This is a genomic window from Pasteurella multocida (assembly GCF_900187275.1).
Taxonomy (GTDB): Bacteria; Pseudomonadota; Gammaproteobacteria; order Enterobacterales; family Pasteurellaceae; genus Pasteurella; species Pasteurella multocida.
On the sequence record NZ_LT906458.1, the window covers coordinates 1803632 to 1821964 of the forward strand.

General features: G+C 43.3%; 12 protein-coding genes, 2 tRNA genes and 3 rRNA genes. 13 read left to right on the top strand and 4 right to left on the bottom strand.

All coding sequences use genetic code 11. The features are described from left to right. Positions 1-75: 75 nt before the first annotated feature. The 5 genes from CKV69_RS08345 to rrf all read left to right on the top strand — a co-directional run bounded on the left by CKV69_RS08345 (position 76) and on the right by rrf (position 5403). A 16S ribosomal RNA gene (locus tag CKV69_RS08345) occupies positions 76-1617 on the top strand. 83 nt (positions 1618-1700) lie between these two features. Next, positions 1701-1777, top strand: a tRNA-Ile gene (locus CKV69_RS08350). A gap of 61 nt (positions 1778-1838) precedes the next feature. Further along, positions 1839-1914 (top strand) — tRNA-Ala (locus tag CKV69_RS08355). Positions 1915-2235: 321 nt separating this feature from the next. Next, positions 2236-5135 (top strand): 23S ribosomal RNA (locus CKV69_RS08360). 152 nt (positions 5136-5287) lie between these two features. Continuing rightward, positions 5288-5403: ribosomal RNA gene (rrf, locus tag CKV69_RS08365) — 5S ribosomal RNA — on the top strand. Together the 16S, 23S and 5S rRNA genes with 2 tRNA genes alongside form the textbook arrangement of a ribosomal RNA operon. A 312-nt stretch (positions 5404-5715) precedes the next feature. Here the strand turns inward: rrf and CKV69_RS08370 are convergent. From CKV69_RS08370 to CKV69_RS08380, 3 genes are all read right to left on the bottom strand, one after another. Beyond that, the gene (locus CKV69_RS08370; RefSeq protein WP_016504648.1) at positions 5716-6072 is read right to left on the bottom strand and encodes a hypothetical protein; all 357 of its coding nucleotides are present in this window, start codon (positions 6070-6072) and stop codon (positions 5716-5718) included. Positions 6073-6233: 161 nt separating this feature from the next. Next, positions 6234-6728 carry a YfbU family protein gene (locus CKV69_RS08375; RefSeq protein WP_005718061.1) on the bottom strand — a complete coding sequence of 165 codons (495 nt, stop codon included), beginning with the start codon at positions 6726-6728 and terminating at the stop codon, positions 6234-6236. A gap of 12 nt (positions 6729-6740) precedes the next feature. Further along, positions 6741-7481, bottom strand: a complete 741-nt coding sequence (locus tag CKV69_RS08380; RefSeq protein ID WP_005718062.1) for an MlaA family lipoprotein — start codon at positions 7479-7481, stop codon at positions 6741-6743. Between the two features lie 347 nt (positions 7482-7828). Here CKV69_RS08380 and carA point away from each other — a divergent pair, with 347 nt between their 5' ends. From carA to tnpA, 5 genes are all read left to right on the top strand, one after another. Beyond that, positions 7829-8986, top strand: coding sequence for a glutamine-hydrolyzing carbamoyl-phosphate synthase small subunit (carA, locus tag CKV69_RS08385; protein WP_005752067.1), 1158 nt, complete (start codon positions 7829-7831; stop codon positions 8984-8986). 84 nt (positions 8987-9070) lie between these two features. Next, entirely contained in the window at positions 9071-9940 is an 870-nt protein-coding gene (locus CKV69_RS08390) for a PhzF family phenazine biosynthesis protein (protein WP_015702554.1), read from the top strand. A gap of 28 nt (positions 9941-9968) precedes the next feature. Beyond that, positions 9969-10592: a DJ-1/PfpI family protein gene (locus CKV69_RS08395; protein WP_015702555.1), complete on the top strand. Its 624-nt coding sequence runs from the start codon at positions 9969-9971 to the stop codon at positions 10590-10592. Positions 10593-10663: 71 nt separating this feature from the next. Next, positions 10664-13870, top strand: coding sequence for a carbamoyl-phosphate synthase large subunit (gene carB, locus CKV69_RS08400; RefSeq protein WP_005757684.1), 3207 nt, complete (start codon positions 10664-10666; stop codon positions 13868-13870). A 235-nt stretch (positions 13871-14105) separates the two neighbouring features. Next, positions 14106-14570, top strand: coding sequence for an IS200/IS605 family transposase (gene tnpA / locus CKV69_RS08405; protein WP_014325726.1), 465 nt, complete (start codon positions 14106-14108; stop codon positions 14568-14570). Positions 14571-14690: 120 nt separating this feature from the next. Here tnpA and CKV69_RS08410 read toward each other — a convergent pair whose 3' ends face one another. Beyond that, complete coding sequence (locus CKV69_RS08410) at positions 14691-15374, bottom strand: 2,3-diphosphoglycerate-dependent phosphoglycerate mutase (protein ID WP_005718066.1); 684 nt, start codon at positions 15372-15374, stop codon at positions 14691-14693. Positions 15375-15556: 182 nt separating this feature from the next. On the opposite strand from CKV69_RS08410, the gene envC reads away from it, so the two are divergent. From envC to CKV69_RS08425, 3 genes are read left to right on the top strand one after another with little or no spacing between them, the layout of a single operon-like run. After that, the gene (gene envC / locus CKV69_RS08415; protein WP_010907196.1) at positions 15557-16786 is read left to right on the top strand and encodes a murein hydrolase activator EnvC; all 1230 of its coding nucleotides are present in this window, start codon (positions 15557-15559) and stop codon (positions 16784-16786) included. Beyond that, positions 16783-17625 carry a divergent polysaccharide deacetylase family protein gene (locus CKV69_RS08420; protein ID WP_015702556.1) on the top strand — a complete coding sequence of 281 codons (843 nt, stop codon included), beginning with the start codon at positions 16783-16785 and terminating at the stop codon, positions 17623-17625. Before envC ends, CKV69_RS08420 begins: the two co-directional genes overlap by 4 nt. Before the next feature lie 20 nt (positions 17626-17645). Beyond that, positions 17646-18332: a hypothetical protein gene (locus tag CKV69_RS08425; RefSeq protein WP_005757690.1), complete on the top strand. Its 687-nt coding sequence runs from the start codon at positions 17646-17648 to the stop codon at positions 18330-18332. The last annotated feature ends 1 nt before the right edge of the window (position 18333 follow it).

An 18333-nucleotide genomic window follows, 5' to 3' on the forward strand; every position in this document is an offset into this window, starting at 1 on the left:
AATACTGAAAATTCATGATACTTTTGAAGTAAATGTAAACTTTTAGCTAAGCAGTTTATTGAGCGATTGAACTTTGAATTGAAGAGTTTGATCATGGCTCAGATTGAACGCTGGCGGCAGGCTTAACACATGCAAGTCGAACGGTAGCAGGAAGAAAGCTTGCTTTCTTTGCTGACGAGTGGCGGACGGGTGAGTAATGCTTGGGAATCTGGCTTATGGAGGGGGATAACTGTGGGAAACTGCAGCTAATACCGCGTATTCTCTGAGGAGGAAAGGGTGGGACCTTAGGGCCACCTGCCATAAGATGAGCCCAAGTGGGATTAGGTAGTTGGTGGGGTAAAGGCCTACCAAGCCTGCGATCTCTAGCTGGTCTGAGAGGATGACCAGCCACACTGGAACTGAGACACGGTCCAGACTCCTACGGGAGGCAGCAGTGGGGAATATTGCGCAATGGGGGGAACCCTGACGCAGCCATGCCGCGTGAATGAAGAAGGCCTTCGGGTTGTAAAGTTCTTTCGGTAATGAGGAAGGGATGTTGTTAAATAGATAGCATCATTGACGTTAATTACAGAAGAAGCACCGGCTAACTCCGTGCCAGCAGCCGCGGTAATACGGAGGGTGCGAGCGTTAATCGGAATAACTGGGCGTAAAGGGCACGCAGGCGGACTTTTAAGTGAGATGTGAAATCCCCGAGCTTAACTTGGGAACTGCATTTCAGACTGGGAGTCTAGAGTACTTTAGGGAGGGGTAGAATTCCACGTGTAGCGGTGAAATGCGTAGAGATGTGGAGGAATACCGAAGGCGAAGGCAGCCCCTTGGGAATGTACTGACGCTCATGTGCGAAAGCGTGGGGAGCAAACAGGATTAGATACCCTGGTAGTCCACGCTGTAAACGCTGTCGATTTGGGGATTGGGCTATATGCTTGGTGCCCGAAGCTAACGTGATAAATCGACCGCCTGGGGAGTACGGCCGCAAGGTTAAAACTCAAATGAATTGACGGGGGCCCGCACAAGCGGTGGAGCATGTGGTTTAATTCGATGCAACGCGAAGAACCTTACCTACTCTTGACATCCTAAGAAGAGCTCAGAGATGAGTTTGTGCCTTCGGGAACTTAGAGACAGGTGCTGCATGGCTGTCGTCAGCTCGTGTTGTGAAATGTTGGGTTAAGTCCCGCAACGAGCGCAACCCTTATCCTTTGTTGCCAGCGATTCGGTCGGGAACTCAAAGGAGACTGCCAGTGACAAACTGGAGGAAGGTGGGGATGACGTCAAGTCATCATGGCCCTTACGAGTAGGGCTACACACGTGCTACAATGGTGCATACAGAGGGCAGCGAGAGTGCGAGCTTGAGCGAATCTCAGAAAGTGCATCTAAGTCCGGATTGGAGTCTGCAACTCGACTCCATGAAGTCGGAATCGCTAGTAATCGCAAATCAGAATGTTGCGGTGAATACGTTCCCGGGCCTTGTACACACCGCCCGTCACACCATGGGAGTGGGTTGTACCAGAAGTAGATAGCTTAACCTTCGGGGGGGCGTTTACCACGGTATGATTCATGACTGGGGTGAAGTCGTAACAAGGTAACCGTAGGGGAACCTGCGGTTGGATCACCTCCTTACCTAAAATGGAACGACTGCAAGTGTTCACACAGATTGTTTGGTAGATTGTGTCAATGAAGAGACAAAAAACCGAAATCCTTTTGGGTCTGTAGCTCAGGTGGTTAGAGCGCACCCCTGATAAGGGTGAGGTCGGTGGTTCAAGTCCACTCAGACCCACCACTCAAGCGAAAGCAAAAGAGTGAAGCGAAAAGGGATGACGGCGCATTGTAATGATGTGAATGGGGATATAGCTCAGCTGGGAGAGCGCCTGCCTTGCACGCAGGAGGTCAGCGGTTCGATCCCGCTTATCTCCACCAAATCATCATTGCTAAGTGTTTTGTGTAAATGGCATTAGTCTGGATAGGTTAATGGTTTTTACATTAAGAATATTTAGCAATGATGAGCGAAAAATGGCGAAGCCATTTTGACTTGTCTTTATTGTTCTTTAAAAAATTGGAAACAAGCTGAAAAACTGAAGAGATTTTCGAAAGAAAGTCTGAGTAGAAAAAATCTTGCATGAAAAAAGGCATGCAAGTGTTTAGCGTTTAAACACAACATCAAGGTGATGAAACTTGATTAATGCATTAGCAAAGGTTAATGGATTAATTGAGATTAAGTAAGAATACTTGAGGTTGTATGGTTAAGTGACTAAGCGTACAGGGCGGATGCCTTGGCAATCAGAGGCGATGAAGGACGTGCTAATCTGCGAAAAGCTTGGATGAGTCGATAAGAGGCGTTTAATCCAAGATGTCCGAATGGGGAAACCCGATGGATGAAGAATCCATCATTTCATGGTGAATACATAGCGATGAAAGGCGAACCGGGAGAACTGAAACATCTAAGTACCCCGAGGAAAAGAAATCAACCGAGATTCTGTGAGTAGCGGCGAGCGAAAGCGGAAGAGCCAGTAAGTTTTAGCTAGCATATTAGAGGAATTGGCTGGGAAGCCAAATCAAAGAGGGTGATAATCCCGTACTCGAAAGTATGTTAGTGGAACTAAGCTTACGATAAGTAAGGCGGGACACGAGAAATCCTGTTTGAAGATGGGGGGACCATCCTCCAAGGCTAAATACTCCTGATTGACCGATAGTGAACCAGTACTGTGAAGGAAAGGCGAAAAGAACCCCGGTGAGGGGAGTGAAATAGAACCTGAAACCCTGTACGTACAAGCAGTAGGAGCGAGGGCAACCTTGTGACTGCGTACCTTTTGTATAATGGGTCAGCGACTTATATTTTGTAGCGAGGTTAACTGAATAAGGGAGCCGAAGGGAAACCGAGTCTTAACTGGGCGTTGAGTTGCAAGGTATAGACCCGAAACCCGGTGATCTAGCCATGGGCAGGTTGAAGGTTGGGTAACACTAACTGGAGGACCGAACCGACTAATGTTGAAAAATTAGCGGATGACTTGTGGCTGGGGGTGAAAGGCCAATCAAACCGGGAGATAGCTGGTTCTCCCCGAAATCTATTTAGGTAGAGCCTTGAGCGGACACCTTCGGGGGTAGAGCACTGTTTCGGCTAGGGGTCCATCCCGGATTACCAACCCGATGCAAACTGCGAATACCGAAGAGTGATACTCAGGAGACACACGGCGGGTGCTAACGTTCGTCGTGGAGAGGGAAACAACCCAGACCGCCAGCTAAGGTCCCGAAGTCTATATTAAGTGGGAAACGAAGTGGGAAGGCTTAGACAGCTAGGATGTTGGCTTAGAAGCAGCCATCATTTAAAGAAAGCGTAATAGCTCACTAGTCGAGTCGGCCTGCGCGGAAGATGTAACGGGGCTCAAATATAGCACCGAAGCTGCGGCATCAGAATTTATTCTGTTGGGTAGGGGAGCGTTGTGTAAGCGGATGAAGGTGGCTCGAGAGGGTTGCTGGACGTATCACAAGTGCGAATGCTGACATAAGTAACGATAAAACGAGTGAAAAACTCGTTCGCCGGAAGACCAAGGGTTCCTGTCCAACGTTAATCGGGGCAGGGTGAGTCGGCCCCTAAGGCGAGGCTGAAAAGCGTAGTCGATGGGAAACGGGTTAATATTCCCGTACTTGGATAAACTGCGATGTGGGGACGGAGAAGGTTAGGTTAGCAGACTGTTGGATGTCTGTTTAAGGTGGTAGGTGGAAGACTTAGGCAAATCCGGGTCTTTATAAACACTGAGAGCTGATGACGAGGTCTTAAGGGACTGAAGTAACTGATACCCTGCTTCCAGGAAAAGCCACTAAGCTTCAGGTTTATCTAAACCGTACTGAAAACCGACACAGGTGGTCAGGTAGAGAATACTCAGGCGCTTGAGAGAACTCGGGTGAAGGAACTAGGCAAAATAGCACCGTAACTTCGGGAGAAGGTGCGCTTACAGTAATTGTAGTCCCTCGCGGATGAAGGTGAAGTAAGTCGAAGATACCAGCTGGCTGCAACTGTTTATTAAAAACACAGCACTCTGCAAACACGAAAGTGGACGTATAGGGTGTGATGCCTGCCCGGTGCTGGAAGGTTAATTGATGGTGTTATCGAAAGAGAAGCTCCTGATCGAAGCCCCAGTAAACGGCGGCCGTAACTATAACGGTCCTAAGGTAGCGAAATTCCTTGTCGGGTAAGTTCCGACCTGCACGAATGGCATAATGATGGCCAGGCTGTCTCCACCCGAGACTCAGTGAAATTGAAATCGCCGTGAAGATGCGGTGTACCCGCGGCTAGACGGAAAGACCCCGTGAACCTTTACTATAGCTTGACACTGAACATTGAATTTTGATGTGTAGGATAGGTGGGAGCCTTTGAAGCAGTGACGCCAGTCATTGTGGAGGCGACCTTGAAATACCACCCTTTAACGTTTGATGTTCTAACGAAGTGCCTGAAACGGGTACTCGGACAGTGTCTGGTGGGTAGTTTGACTGGGGCGGTCTCCTCCCAAAGCGTAACGGAGGAGCACGAAGGTTTGCTAATGACGGTCGGACATCGTCAGGTTAGTGCAATGGTATAAGCAAGCTTAACTGCGAGACAGACAAGTCGAGCAGGTGCGAAAGCAGGTCATAGTGATCCGGTGGTTCTGAATGGAAGGGCCATCGCTCAACGGATAAAAGGTACTCCGGGGATAACAGGCTGATACCGCCCAAGAGTTCATATCGACGGCGGTGTTTGGCACCTCGATGTCGGCTCATCACATCCTGGGGCTGAAGTAGGTCCCAAGGGTATGGCTGTTCGCCATTTAAAGTGGTACGCGAGCTGGGTTTAGAACGTCGTGAGACAGTTCGGTCCCTATCTGCCGTGGGCGTTGGATGATTGATTGGGGCTGCTCCTAGTACGAGAGGACCGGAGTGGACGCATCACTGGTGTTCCAGTTGTCTCGCCAGAGGCATTGCTGGGTAGCTAAATGCGGAAGAGATAAGTGCTGAAAGCATCTAAGCACGAAACTTGCCAAGAGATGAGTCATCCCTGACTTTAAGTCAGTAAGGGTTGTTGTAGACTACGACGTAGATAGGTTGGGTGTGTAAGTGTAGTGATACATTGAGCTAACCAATACTAATTGCCCGAGAGGCTTAACCATACAACGCTCAAGTGTTTTTGGGTGTTGAGTGAGATGTTAGACGAAGACGAAGAAGAGAAAATTACTTTAGACAGCTTGTTTTTGATTAAAGTGCGAGAGTGAAGAAAGCACGAAGGAAGAACAGAAGAATAGAGAAGACATCAACCGAATATCTTGGCGGCGATAGTGCAGTGGACCCACCTAACTCCATGCCGAACTTAGAAGTGAAACGCTGTAACGCCGATGGTAGTGTGGGGCTTCCCCATGTGAGAGTAGGACACCGCCAGGTCTGAATGAGAAGAAACCTCAAGTAGAGATACTTGAGGTTTTTTTGTGTTTGGAGAGAGTGGGGATATGGGGAGAGTGTCATTCGCATAACAAGAAGTATAGTCATTACCCAAAAATCAAGCAGGACTAAGCAGTAATACAGTAATTAAGAAGCAATTAAGAAACAGCAATTAATGAGCAGTCAAGAGGCAATTAGGCAGGCTGTTTGGGGGAATCGTCGCTTTGTGCTTTATTCATAAATCTCAATGCCACCAGAACAAAGTACTTTTGCTACCGATTGGTTATTTTTAAATACTTCCACACCATTTTCATCCTAAGCTTTAGGATTGGTATAAAAAATATGATACGTATAATTACCACTTGTTAGCTCGTAGAAACGTTTTATTTCGATTGCGCCTTTCGTGATAACCCCTTTTATAATGTTTTCAATATGACTTGTTAGTGTAAGTTCTGGATTATTAAGATTTGCACCAAAGCGATAGATATAGACTTTATCATATTTGTTTAATTGAATGATTTTTCCTTGATTTGTTCTGTAAGTAAAGATGGGTTCTTCTTGTTGTTGAGAAGATTCCTGATAAGATTTATCCAACATAGGAATACTTGTATTAGCGGCATTAAGAGAAAAGCTGGCACAGACGAATGGAAGGAAAAAATATACTGACTTCATATTATGCTCCTTTTTTATTATGGGATCATAGAAAGTATGTGCATTTTTTCTTTAAACAAAAACGTTTATTTTTTTAGATGTTATAAAATGATATATCCATTTTTGTGGATAAAAAAGGGAAGCCATTGCTTCCCCTTTGTTTAATACGTTGTTCTTTGATGCTATGCATTTAAGATATTTTGAATTTCAGTCATGCTTAAGTGGTAACCATGTGGACAAGCATGCCAAACATCTAACATACGCATATATTTATCCCACATTGGGACTTGTGAGTCACAACCGTGTTCACAACGCATAAATTCTTGATATTTTCCTTCTACACCAGTGATGAAACGCAAATAATTTAAATATTTTTTCTCACGTACGGCACAATAACCCGCAAATTGTAAACGATGTGGTGTGAGAGCTGATTTATCACTCAGGTTGTTGTAAGACGTTTGTAAGGCGTTGTACATTTCTAAGGTATCTAATACAGTTTGGCATTCCTGTTCTGACACATCGGAAAATTCTTTATCTAATTCTTTGAGTTCTAAGGCAAATCCGCCTTTTACAATGGCTTCGAGGCGCTGATATTTTTGTGCATTTTGACTATCTAATAAGCCCATTAATTTATATTGGTTGGCCAAGATTAAACGTTGTGTCGATGTCATTTCCATAATGTATTCCTTTTAATCAATTTCATTTAAGATATCTTGAGCGAGATCCTGTTTTGGTGTGCTTACTTTGCCGTCTTTCACTCGATATTCAAGGTTTTGGAAATAAGCTTCACGGAAAGTAATATACGGATCTTGTGATTGTTCTAATAAGGCATCTTTATCTAATGCTTTAGCGCGACCGTCAATAATTTGTACGCCAGATTTTAAGAGTGACCAAGGTCCTAATAAAGATAACATTGGGTAGGTGGTATCCGCCAAATTACCAATGTCTTGGCGTGGTGTGGCTGGTCCATAAAGTGGTAGCATGACATAAGAACCAGTTTCAACCCCATAGCGTCCGAGTGTATCACCAAAACGGCTTTGATTTTCTACTCTTAACGGTGGGCTATAGCTTGCCACATCAATTAACCCACCGATACCAAATACCGTATTAATCCAAAAACGATTGAAGTGAGTCATCGCTTTTTTAAATTCACCTGAAAGTAAGCGGTTTACAAAACTGGCTGGTTCATCTAGGTTATTCGCAACATTCGTTAAACCGGATTTTACAGGTGTTGGAACATACTCTTTCCAACCTGTCGCAACAGGTTTTAACAGATAAGGATCAACTACTTTATAGTTAAAATCCCACATTGTGCGGTTAAAGCCTTCTAATGGATCTTTACGCTCACCTGTTTTTGAATCAATAGTCGCACAGCCACTTAATACTGTGGCAGCTAAGAACAAGGTTACGAGACGTTTGGTTTTTTTCATATCCGCTCTCTATAAGATGAAAAGAAATACCATTTTAGCAAGTTAATGCATAACTACAAGACAATTTATTGTGGCGGAAAAAATGTGTACTTTTTTGTATTTTTATGCAATATTATTGTATAAATATTCATTTTAACGTTTGCGAAATAGCTTGAATAATTACGTATTGTCCATTAGAATTGCGAAGTTTAACTTTTGGCAAGGGATTTTCTTCCACAAGTTAATTTTCAGACACGATTTAGTTTGCTCAGCGAAACCCGAAAGCGCGGTGAATTTTCGTAAACTTTACTAGATTGTGGTTAATGAACATTCGTAAGTGTTCAACCAAAACAAATTAGGAGTAATTTATGTCTGAACCAGCAATTTTGGTATTGGCTGATGGGAGTGTTTTCCATGGCAGCTCTATTGGAGCAAAAGGCCACACCGTAGGCGAAGTGGTGTTTAATACCGCTATGACAGGCTATCAGGAAATTCTAACGGACCCTTCTTATTTTCGACAAATCGTCACCTTAACTTATCCTCACATTGGCAATACCGGTACAAATCTAGAAGATTGCGAAGCGAATCACGTTTATGCCTCAGGACTGATTATTCGCGATTTACCCTTATTACACAGCAATTTCCGTTCATCCATGAGTTTGCGTGATTATCTTCAAACCCATAATGTGGTTGCTATTGCGGATATCGACACACGCCGTTTAACCCGTATTTTACGTGATAAAGGTGCGCAAGCGGGTTGTATCATGACCGGTGAGATTGATGAAGCCAAAGCCCTTGAGTTAGCGAAAAGTTTTGGGTCTATGGCGGGCAAAGATCTTGCACAAGAAGTGAGTACGGGTGAAATTTTTACTTGGACATCCGGTCAATGGCAATTGGGTAAAGGGTTTATTGAACAAACTCAAGCGGAATTTAATGTGGTGGCTTATGACTTTGGTGTCAAACACAATATTTTAAGAATGCTTGCTGAGCGTGGTTGCAAAATCACCGTTGTACCGGCAAAAACCAGTGCAGAGCAAGTGTTAGCATTAAATCCAGATGGCATTTTCTTGTCTAATGGACCAGGCGATCCGGAACCTTGTGATTATGCCATTTCCGCTATTCAAACCTTATTAGCCTCAAAGAAACCCATTTTTGGTATTTGTTTAGGTCATCAGTTATTAGGTTTAGCAGCAGGTGGTAAAACTAAAAAAATGGCATTTGGGCATCATGGTGCTAATCACCCCGTACAAGATTTGAATACACAAAAAGTGTTTATCACGAGTCAAAATCATGGTTTTGAAGTAGATGAAGCGAGCTTGCCAAGTCATGTGCGTGTGACACATCGTTCATTATTTGACAATTCTGTACAGGGTATTGAACTCAGTGATCAGTCTGCGTTTTCTTTCCAAGGGCACCCTGAGGCGAGTCCAGGTCCAAATGATGTGGCTTATTTATTTGATAAATTTATTAATGAAATGCGCAAGGCAAATTTAAGTCAGTTATCGACTTATGTCGCGCACCATTAGTGAGGCTATGCGTAGGTTGAGGTAGTACTACGCCTTATTTATTAAATCATGACCGCATTTTCATTCAACTTTTGAGGCTCGATGATGTTAACCCCTTATGCATATCACTTGGTTAATGTGTTTGCCGAAACCTATTTTGGCGGCAATCCGTTAGCGGTTTTTCCTCAAGCTGATGGACTGACTGATCAACAAATGCAGTTAATTGCACGTCAATTTAACCTATCCGAAACCGTTTTTGTCCATCAAACAACAGAAAGCAGTGCGGTAAGAAAATTACGTATTTTTACCCCTGATTATGAATTACCTTTTGCAGGACATCCGACAATTGGTGCGGCGTTTGTGTTACATCAGCAGTTAAACCTACCCGAAACTTATCTTTTACAAACACAGGCTGGCTTGGTGAAGTTGTTTCATGAAGCGAAGCAGATTTGCTTTGGTTTACAAAACCATATTGAAGTGGAGGTGATTGATGACAATCTTCCTCAATATACGCAATTATTAGGTTTAAGCGAGTCAGATATTGCTCAAATTGCGTGGGTTAATACCGGCAGTCGCCAATTACTGATCCAATTAACCTCTCTCAACGCCCTTAAAACTTGCCAAATTCATCCCGCACTTTTTCAGCAAATTGTGAAACAATCTGCGCTTTATCTTTGGTTTGTAGAACAAAATCAAGCCAATGTGCGACTCTTTTTTGGTTCAAACGGTGCGGTTGTCGAAGATCCCGGGACAGGTTCAGCGGCTGCAAATTTAGGGGGCTTATGCCTTAAAAACGGCTTAACACCACTCAATTGGCGCATTTATCAAGGTGATGAAATCCAACGCCCGAACCGTTTAACCTTACAAGTCGATGAATCTGAAACCATTTATGTGGGCGGTAAAGTGATTGCGGTAGGATGTGGAGAGTTGTTTGTGCCGAGTAGAGAGGGTGAACCAAGTCAAGGAAGTCGTTAAGCTTGTGTACAGTGAGGAACTCGAAAAAATGAATATTTATTGCTTATTATTTGATGATTACGAAACACTGGACTTAATGGGACCGATTGAGTTTTTGTTTCGACTTCCAAATGTACAACTTCATTATATTTCCAAGCAAGGTGGACTGATTAAAAGTTATCAAGGCTTTAAAACAGATACAGTTTCTATCACCTGTTTGCCAGAAAAAAGTATATTGCTGATTCCTGGTGGGCAAGGGACACGACAACTAGTCAAAGATATGCCGTTTTTAACTTGGTTAACCCAACTTGTGGATGAGGCTGAGTTTTGTCTGAGTGTTTGTACAGGCTCTGCTTTATTGGCTGCCATGAAACAACTTGACGGAAAATGGGCGACATCCAATAAATTAGCATTTGAGTGGGTTCGTCAGATAAATCCAGATGTGAAGTGGAAAGCTGTCGCTCGTTGGGTAAGAGATGGTAAGTTTTATAGTTCATCTGGTGTGACTGCTGGCATGGATATGACCTTAGGTTTTATTCATGATCATTACGGTCAAGGCTTAGCACAACAGATAGCTAATCAAACGGAATATATTTGGAACGCTGATCCTAATAAAGATGAATTTGCTTCATTATATGGTTATTCCGCTAAAAGTAACATGACAAAAGCATAACAAGTTGAAGTGATGTCAGTATATCCAAAAGTGCGGTTAAATTTTTAATCGTTTTACAGAGAGAGAAAAAGATGCCAAAACGTACAGATATAAACACCATATTAATCATCGGCGCAGGTCCGATTGTGATTGGGCAAGCGTGTGAGTTTGACTATTCGGGGGCGCAGGCGTGTAAAGCGTTGCGAGAAGAAGGCTATAAAGTGGTATTGGTGAACTCTAACCCCGCCACCATCATGACCGATCCCGATATGGCGGATGTGACCTATATTGAGCCGATAGAGTGGCGAACAGTTGAAAAAATCATCGAAAAAGAGCGTCCAGATGCCATTTTACCCACCATGGGTGGACAAACCGCATTAAACTGTGCGTTGGATTTATCCAAAAACGGCGTGTTGAAAAAATACAATGTCGAGCTGATTGGGGCAAAAGAAGATGCCATTGATAAAGCAGAGGACCGTGGGCGTTTCAAAGAGGCAATGGAAAAAATCGGTTTAAGTACACCAAAATCCTTTGTTTGTCATACCTTGGAAGAGGCATGGGCGGCACAATCTGAAGTGGGTTTCCCGACTTTGATTCGTCCGTCTTTTACTATGGGCGGTTCTGGTGGCGGGATTGCGTATAACAAAGATGAATTTTATGCCATTTGTGAACGAGGATTTGATGCTTCACCGACCCATGAATTACTCATTGAACAATCTGTATTAGGTTGGAAAGAATATGAAATGGAAGTAGTACGCGATAAAGCAGATAACTGCATTATCGTATGTTCGATTGAAAACTTCGATCCAATGGGCGTACATACAGGGGATTCGATCACCGTTGCACCAGCACAAACCTTAACCGATAAAGAATACCAGATCATGCGTAACGCCTCGATTGCGGTATTACGTGAAATCGGCGTAGATACGGGAGGATCAAACGTCCAATTTGCGATTAATCCAGAAAATGGAGAAATGATCGTGATTGAAATGAACCCACGTGTTAGCCGGTCTTCCGCCCTTGCTTCCAAAGCAACGGGGTTCCCTATTGCCAAGGTAGCAGCGAAATTAGCCGTCGGTTACACCTTAAACGAACTCCGTAATGATATTACGGGAGGATTAATTCCTGCGTCCTTTGAGCCTTCTATTGACTATGTTGTGACGAAAGTCCCACGTTTTGCGTTTGAGAAATTCCCACAAGCGGATGATCGCTTAACCACACAAATGAAATCAGTGGGGGAAGTGATGGCAATGGGACGTACTTTCCAAGAATCCTTACAAAAAGCCTTACGTGGTTTAGAAACAGGCATTTGTGGCTTTAATTTAATGTCAGAAGAGCCGGAAAAAATTCGTCAAGAATTGGGTAATCCGGGACCTATCCGTATTCTTTATGTTGCAGACGCGTTTGGTGCAGGCTTCACTTTAGACGAAGTCCATCATTACAGTAAAATTGATCCATGGTTCTTAATCCAAATTCAAGATTTGGTGCTAGAAGAACTTGCCCTTGAGAAGCGTACATTAGATGATCTGGATTATGCCGAGCTTCGTCGTTTAAAGCGCAAAGGCTTCTCAGATAAACGTATTGCTCAACTGACTAAATCAGCGGAAAGTGCGGTCAGAAATAAGCGCGTTTCTTTAAACTTACACCCTGTTTATAAGCGAGTGGATACTTGTGCGGGTGAGTTTACCTCGGATACCGCCTATTTATATTCCACTTACGAGGAAGAATGTGAAAGCCGTCCGTCAGATAAGAAAAAAATCATGATTTTAGGTGGGGGACCGAACCGGATTGGACAAGGCATTGAATTCGATTATTGCTGTGTACACGCCTCACTTGCTCTACGTGAAGCGGGTTTTGAAACCATTATGGTGAACTGTAACCCAGAAACCGTATCGACGGATTTTGATACCTCTGATCGTCTTTATTTTGAGCCATTGACGCTAGAAGATGTCCTTGAAATTATCCATGTAGAAAAACCACATGGCGTGATTGTGCATTATGGTGGTCAAACACCACTTAAACTTGCCAATGATCTACATGCCAATGGTGTGAACATTATTGGGACATCCGCAGACAGCATTGATGCGGCAGAAGACCGTGAACGTTTCCAACAAATTTTGCATAAATTACATCTGAAACAACCAACCAACCGCACAGCACGCAATGCGGAAGAAGCGGTGAAACTCGCTGAAGAAGTAGGCTATCCGTTGGTGGTGCGTCCGTCTTATGTGTTAGGTGGGCGAGCGATGCAAATCGTGTATAACGTGGATGAATTACAGCGTTATATGCGTGAGGCAGTGTCAGTGTCTAACGACAGTCCAATTTTATTGGATCACTTCTTAAATAATGCGATTGAAGTGGATGTGGATTGTATCTGTGACGGTGCGGAGGTCGTGATCGGTGGGATTATGCAACATATTGAACAAGCGGGTATTCACAGTGGGGATTCCGCTTGCTCGTTACCCCCTTATTCCTTAAGCCAAGAGGTGCAAGATGAAATCCGTCGTCAAACGGCAGAGATGGCATTTGCGTTAGGGGTGAAAGGGTTAATGAACGTACAATTTGCGGTACAAGACGGCGTGATTTATGTATTAGAAGTCAATCCACGTGCAAGTCGAACGGTTCCTTTTGTGAGTAAAGCAACAGGGCGCCCACTTGCCAAAATTGCGGCACGTGTGATGGCGGGTGAAAGCCTGAAAGCACAGGGTATTCAAGGGGAAGTGATTCCACCATTCTATTCGGTGAAAGAAGCCGTCTTCCCATTCATCAAATTCCCGGGCGTCGATACGGTGTTAGGTCCTGAAATGCGTTCAACCGGTGAAGTGATGGGCGTGGGGACAACCTTTGCTGAAGCGTTCTTAAAAGCCCAGCTTGGTGCCAACGAACGTATTCCAAAAACCGGTAAAGTGTTTTTGTCGGTGAATGATGCAGATAAACCACGTTTATTACCTATTGCACGTCAATTACAAGAATCAGGTTATGGCTTATGTGCGACTTTAGGTACGGCAAAATTCCTGCGTGAGCACGGTGTTGCGGTACAAATTATTAATAAAGTGCGTGAAGGTCGCCCGAATATTGTTGACGCGATTAAAAATGGTGAAATTGCTATGGTGATCAATACGGTGAGCGGCTTAGCTGAAACCGTAACGGATGGACACGCCATTCGTCGCAGTGCGTTGCAACAAAAAGTATTTTTACAAACTACCCTTGCGGGGGCGGAAGCCTTAGCGGGCAGTGTGGAATACCTTGCTGATTCTGAAGTGTATTCGTTACAGGATTTACACCAACGTTTACTGTAATCGACTGTGGATAAAAAAGTGCGGTAAAAAGGACCGCACTTTTTTTAAGTTGAGTTTCATAAAAAAATCGGGACAATTGTCCCGATTTTTCTTGATTATAGCTAGACAAAGTCTAGCTATAAAAACCATACGCTTTGCGTATGGAACAGAAAAGCTTAAGCGGTGAGCAGAACAAAACATCCTCCTATAATGAACAAGGCTGACAACCAAAATTCAACATATAGGAGGATAAGTCATGGCAAGTAAATCCAATGACGATTCAAGTCTATCACACACAAGATGGAACTGTAAGTACCACATAGTCTTTATCCCTAAGTATAGGAGAAAAGCAATTTATGGAAAATTGCGAGTTGATATAGGAGGGATACTAAGACAATTATGTCACTACAAGAATGTAGAGATAATAGAGGCATATGCAATGAAAGAGCATATCCATATGCTGTTAAGGATACCTCCGAAACTGGCCGTTTCAAGTTTTATGGGGTATTTAAAAGGTAAGTCATCGCTAATGATATTTGAAAGACATGCAAATTTGAAATATAAGTATGGGAATCGAAATTTTTGGGCGAAAGGCTATTATGTAAGTACAGTAGGTTTAAATACAAAAATTGTAGAGGAATATATCCGAAATCAGGAAAAGGAAGATATGATTCAGGATAATTTATCGAAGAAAGAATATATGGACCCCTTTAAGGGGTAGGCAACAGAGTTATTGAACGGTTGTCAGAATTCACATGCCCCTTGAGGGGCATGTGAAGTACTAGGCCCTTATAGGGTGGCCTAAAAACCGCCCGTTTTACGGGCGGATTGTTATTTTCAATTAAAGGTAGTATTTTTCCACGACTTTTAAATTGTCATCTAATTTATACACTAATGGCTGACCGGTTGGGATTTCTAAATCCATGATGTCTGCATCAGAAATGCCTTCAATGTGTTTTGCCAATGCGCGTAATGAGTTACCGTGTGCTGTCACAAGGACACGTTTACCCGCCAGTAAAGCTGGGGCAATTTGGTCTTCCCAGAAAGGTAAAACACGCTCAAGGGTGATTTTTAAGTTTTCTGCATCAGGTACCACATCGCTTGGTAAGTGAGCATAACGACGGTCGTTATGGGCAGAATGAGGATCTTGTGGATCTAAATCTGGAGGAGAAATATCGTAAGAACGACGCCAAATATGGACTTGCTCATCACCATATTGTTCAGCAGTGGCTTTTTTATCTAAGCCTTGTAATGCACCGTAATGACGCTCATTTAAACGCCAGTTTTTCACTTGTGGGATCCAAAGTTGGTTAGATTCTTCTAACACAATGTTACAGGTTTTGATTGCACGCGTTAAAACAGACGTGAAAGCAATATCAAATTCAAAACCGGCTTCGAGTAATTTTTTGCCTGCTGATTTTGCTTCTTCAATACCGCGTTCTGTTAAGTTGACATCACGCCAACCTGTGAATAGGTTTTTGGCATTCCACTCACTGAAACCGTGGCGAATAAAGACCAATTCCATAAAAAATCTCCTCAATGTTAATAAAAAAACTATGGCAAGTTATAGCAAAAAACAGCCGGCTTTAAAAGGGAAATACTTTGCTTTTCTGATCTGTCGCAAAAATTTAATGAAAAATTAGATTTAGAGCCCTTGCTCAAATAATGTTATATTTAATCAACGTGATTTTAACGGAAGGTTTTGCAATGTGGTTGAGATTGAATAACGTGAAAACTCGAAGAAAACTCACCGCACTTTGTTGCGGCTTATTGTGCATGTCGGTCAATGTGTTTGCTAATGATTTATCTAAAATTCAACAACAAATCAAACAGCAAGAACAAAAAATTGCTGAGCAAAAGAAAGCGCAGCAAAAATTACAATCACATTTAAAAAATCAAGAAACCCAAATTAATCAAGTCATAACACAGCTACGTCAAACGGAAACAGATCTAAAAGAAAGTCGCAAAATGATTAGCGACACAGAAAAGCAAATCCAGCGCTTAGAGAAGCAAGAACGTGAGCAAAAACAAAAATTGGCTGAACAATTAGACTCAGCTTACCGTTCGGCGGCTAATCCTTCCGCACTAGAGCGCATGCTGTCCGAGGAGGCAAAAAATGCCGATCGTCTTAAACAGTACTATGCCCATATGAACCAAGCGCGTTTGGCGTTAATTGATGATCTCAAAGCGACACAAACGCAATTAGCACAAGAAAAAGCCACGATGATTGCTCAACAAAAAGCGCAACAGAGCCAATTATCGCAACAGAAAAAACAGCAGCAAGATCTGCAAAAAGTGCAACAAGAGCGACAGTCCACGTTAAAACAATTAAATCGAAATTTATCGCGTGATGAAACCCGCTTGGAAACCCTACGAGCTAATGAAAATGCCCTACGTCAAGAGATTCAACGCGCAGAACAAGCGGCACGCCAGCAGGAGCAGCGTGAGCGTGAAGCTTACGCACAAAAAAAGCAAGCAGAAGAAAAGAAAACGCAAAAACCGTATCAGCCGACAGCACAAGAAAAGCAATTAATGGCAAGCTCAAGTGGTTTGGGTAAGCCGAATAAGCAATACGCTTACCCTGTTTCAGGCAAATTATTAAATAGTTTTGGTGCAACCCAAATGGGCGAATTGCGCTGGAAGGGAATGGTCATTGGCGCGAATGCGGGTACCGCAGTGAAGAGTATCGCAGATGGACGCGTAATTTTAGCAAACTGGCTACAAGGCTACGGGCTCATGGTGATTATCAAGCATGGTGAAAATGATTTAAGTCTTTATGGCTATAATCAGTCTGTGGTTGTCAAAGAGGGACAATTTGTCAAAGCCGGTCAGAAAATTGCTGAAGTTGGTAGTAGTGGTGGACAATCACAATCCTCCTTGTATTTTGAAATTCGTCGTAAAGGGGTGGCTGTGAATCCAATAGGTTGGTTGAAATGAAAACAATTGGCGTCAAAAGGGTGAAAAGTGCGCTACTTTTTGGGGGCTTTTGGATCAGCATGGCGTTGGCACAGCCTGCCAAGTTAGCCATTGTGATCGATGATATTGGGTATCACCAGAAAGAAGACGCACAAATTTATGCGCTACCAAAAGAAATTTCGGTGGCAATTATCCCGTCTGCTCCACATGCTCGCCAACGTAATGAACAAGCCTATCAACAAGGTCGTGATATTTTAATCCATATGCCCATGCAACCGTTAAGTCATCAGCGCATTGAAGCGGGAGGATTACATGTTGGCATGCGCCAAGAGGACGTACAACAACGTGTGCAAACTGCCAAGGCGATTGTGTCTCATGCCATTGGCATGAATAATCACATGGGCAGTGCCGCGACTGCTGACGCGGAGTTAATGCGTAAATTAATGCAAGAACTGAAAGTGCAAGATTTGTTCTTTCTTGATAGCCGTACCATTGGACGCAGTGTGGCAGGCAAAATAGCCAAAGAGTACGGGGTACAAAGCCTCGATCGCCACATTTTTTTGGATGACAAAGACACTTATGCGGATGTTGAACGTCAATTTCAACGTGCAGTGCATTATGCACAAAAGCACGGTACGGCAATCGCGATTGGTCATCCACGTAAAAATACAGTAGCCGTGTTACAAGCCGGATTAAAACATTTACCCGATAATGTACAGTTAGTCGGCATGGGGCGTTTGTGGCGTAGTGAAACAGGGACGGCGCCGAAACCGCTTATTTCTCTCTTTAATACAATGCCAGCACCAACATCGAGCATGCCTTATCAGGCTGTCCCAATGTTGAGAGGCATACCTCAATAATTTCTTATTCAGGAGACTGCATGAAACAAAAGTATCTTTTCATTGCCTCAATGGCATTAGCGGGTTGCGGGAGTATGTCAGAAAGCAACAAGTATTGGATCCAATATAAAGATATTGATCAGTCTGTCAAAGAAGTGAGTTTTTGGTCAAGAGAGCAGTTTCATTCTCCCTCTGATGTTAAGGGGACGGTTTATCAACGTGATAATTTGACTCATCTGGCGACATCAACGCCATTAGGCGAGATTTACCACATTTATGATGTGAATCATATACCCATGAATGTGATTTTCCTCGATACGAAAACGCAGCGTTCATTGAATCCGCAGAATGCACAAGACATGGCTCAATTAAGTAAAGCAACTCAGTTTGATTTCTATGAGTTTGGCAAAGGACGTATTGCACACGCGGTATTTAGTGCTAAAACAGGACTTTGCCAGGATTTCAAATCAAAACGCGGTGTCGCATTAAAAATGGCGACAAATTACTATACCGATGACAGCTATAAAGGCTATTACGTCAGCGTTATTCATGCCATTATCCGACACAATGGGCAACATACCGATTTCGCTTATACACCGGCGTTTTCGATTGCCGACACGAAAGCGCTTGCTATGACCCAAGCTTTAGAGAAACAAGATGGAGAGAGAGTGGCACAGATGAATTTAAAAGAAAAAGTCACGTTATTGACGAATATTGTGTGCCAATAGC

What these genes read in the sequence shown, in the direction of transcription:
- CKV69_RS08395 (WP_015702555.1), top strand. Translation starts at nt 9,969, where the DNA reads ATGAATATTTATTGCTTATTATTTGATGATTACGAAACACTGGACTTA.
- carA (WP_005752067.1), top strand. Translation starts at nt 7,829, where the DNA reads ATGTCTGAACCAGCAATTTTGGTATTGGCTGATGGGAGTGTTTTCCAT.
- CKV69_RS08375 (WP_005718061.1), bottom strand. Translation starts at nt 6,728, where the DNA reads ATGGAAATGACATCGACACAACGTTTAATCTTGGCCAACCAATATAAA.
- CKV69_RS08425 (WP_005757690.1), top strand. Translation starts at nt 17,646, where the DNA reads ATGAAACAAAAGTATCTTTTCATTGCCTCAATGGCATTAGCGGGTTGC.
- CKV69_RS08420 (WP_015702556.1), top strand. Translation starts at nt 16,783, where the DNA reads ATGAAAACAATTGGCGTCAAAAGGGTGAAAAGTGCGCTACTTTTTGGG.
- CKV69_RS08410 (WP_005718066.1), bottom strand. Translation starts at nt 15,374, where the DNA reads ATGGAATTGGTCTTTATTCGCCACGGTTTCAGTGAGTGGAATGCCAAA.
- CKV69_RS08370 (WP_016504648.1), bottom strand. Translation starts at nt 6,072, where the DNA reads ATGAAGTCAGTATATTTTTTCCTTCCATTCGTCTGTGCCAGCTTTTCT.
- tnpA (WP_014325726.1), top strand. Translation starts at nt 14,106, where the DNA reads ATGGCAAGTAAATCCAATGACGATTCAAGTCTATCACACACAAGATGG.
- CKV69_RS08380 (WP_005718062.1), bottom strand. Translation starts at nt 7,481, where the DNA reads ATGAAAAAAACCAAACGTCTCGTAACCTTGTTCTTAGCTGCCACAGTA.
- carB (WP_005757684.1), top strand. Translation starts at nt 10,664, where the DNA reads ATGCCAAAACGTACAGATATAAACACCATATTAATCATCGGCGCAGGT.
- CKV69_RS08390 (WP_015702554.1), top strand. Translation starts at nt 9,071, where the DNA reads ATGTTAACCCCTTATGCATATCACTTGGTTAATGTGTTTGCCGAAACC.
- envC (WP_010907196.1), top strand. Translation starts at nt 15,557, where the DNA reads ATGTGGTTGAGATTGAATAACGTGAAAACTCGAAGAAAACTCACCGCA.